The 1,559-nt window shown below is 71.8% G+C and carries 2 protein-coding genes; both read left to right on the top strand.

The window, feature by feature from the left end; all coding sequences use genetic code 11:
• Nucleotides 1-608, top strand: a 608-nt coding sequence (locus G6020_RS09000; RefSeq protein ID WP_347238340.1) for a DUF6541 family protein, incomplete at its 5' end; no start/stop codon positions are given.
• A gap of 89 nt (nt 609-697) precedes the next feature.
• A partial coding sequence (locus tag G6020_RS08995; protein ID WP_182610382.1) for an SDR family NAD(P)-dependent oxidoreductase occupies nt 698-1,559 on the top strand: 862 nt, incomplete at its 3' end.

Below are 1,559 nucleotides of genomic sequence, written 5' to 3'. Positions count from 1 at the left end.
GTGCGGCGGGCCTGCGGGTCGCGGTCGCCCTAGCCGCGCTGGTGGCCACCGGGTCGTGGGTCGTCCAGGCCTCGCCCGAGTACGCCGCGGCCGCGGGCGCGAACCAACGGGCGGGCAGGATGGTCGACAGTCACGATCTGCGGGCCTTCGACTGGCTCTCCGAGCAGCCACAGGCGTATTCGGGCCTGATCTACACCAACCCGGACGAGGGGTCGGGGTGGATGTACGCCACCAACGGGCTGCCCTCGACCGCACGCCACTACCTGCAGTCGGGCTCCACCGCACCGCTCACCACCCACTTGTTCTTCAGCATGGACCGGGCCGGGACCGACCCGAGGGTCGACGCCGCTCTCGACGAACTCGGCGTGACCTACGTGTACGTCAGCCCGCCCAATTACTGGGGATTCCAGAAGCCCAACGACCACCTGCTCCGGCTCGACCAGACCCCGGGCCTGGTCAAGGTCTACTCGGACTCCCAGGTGCGGATCTTCGCGGTCCGTGCCGCCTTCACCGAGGCCGAGCTCGCCCGGATCCTGGCCGACTCGCCGTTCCCGCCCGATGGACGTACGCCGCTGACCCGCGCCACCGCGCTGTACGGACGGGAGTGAGCGGGCCGGCCCGGGCCGGGTCGTATCCTTGGAGCTGTTGTCCGACAGGGCGCCGCGGCGGGTTCGCCGCACATCGGGAGGGGATCTGAATGAAGGCACTCGTGACGGGTGGGGCCGGGTTCATCGGGTCGACCCTGGTGGACCGCTTGCTGTCCGAGGGACACGAGGTGACGGTCGTCGACGACCTGTCACGGGGTCGGCTGGAGAACCTCACGAGCGCCCGCGAGGCCGGTTCGCGGTTCACCTTCCGGCAGGTGGACCTGACCGACCCCGCGATCGGGGACCTGGTGGCGGACCTCGCCCCGGAGGTCGTGTTCCACCTGGCCGCGCAGATCGACGTCCGCCTGTCGGTGGAGGACCCGGTGCATGACGCCGAGGTCAACGTGGTGGGCACCGTCCGGCTGGCCGACGCCGCCCGACGGGCCGGGGTGCGGCGGATCGTCTTCACCTCCTCGGGGGGATCGATCTACGGACCCGTCACCGACCTGCCGGTGGCCGAGTCTCGGCCGGTGGACCCGATGAGCCCCTACGCGGCGGGCAAGGTCGCGGGCGAGGTCTACCTGGAGATGTTCGCCAAGCTGTACGGCATCGAGTGGGCGGGCGTGGCGCCGGCCAACGTGTACGGGCCGCGTCAGGACCCGCACGGCGAGGCCGGGGTGGTGGCGATCTTCGCCCAGCGCCTGCTGGCCGGGGAGCAGACCCGGGTCTTCGGGGACGGGGGCAACACCCGGGACTACGTGTTCGTCGACGACGTGGTGGACGCCTTCGTTCGCGCCGCGACCGTTCCGGCCGCCGCCGGACTGCGCTTCAACGTGGGCACCGGAATCGAGACCAGCGACCGCGAACTGCACACCCTGGTGGCCGCGGCGGCGGGATCGGGGGACGACCCCGAGTACGCACCCGCGCGTCTGGGGGACGTCGCACGCTCGGCGCTGGACGCCGGCCGCGCCG

The sequence above is a fragment of the Dietzia sp. B19 genome, assembly GCF_014145155.1.
GTDB lineage: Bacteria > Actinomycetota > Actinomycetes > Mycobacteriales > Mycobacteriaceae > Dietzia > Dietzia natronolimnaea.
Note: the sequence above shows the minus strand (reverse complement) of the source record. Positions and strands in the feature narration are given on the sequence as shown.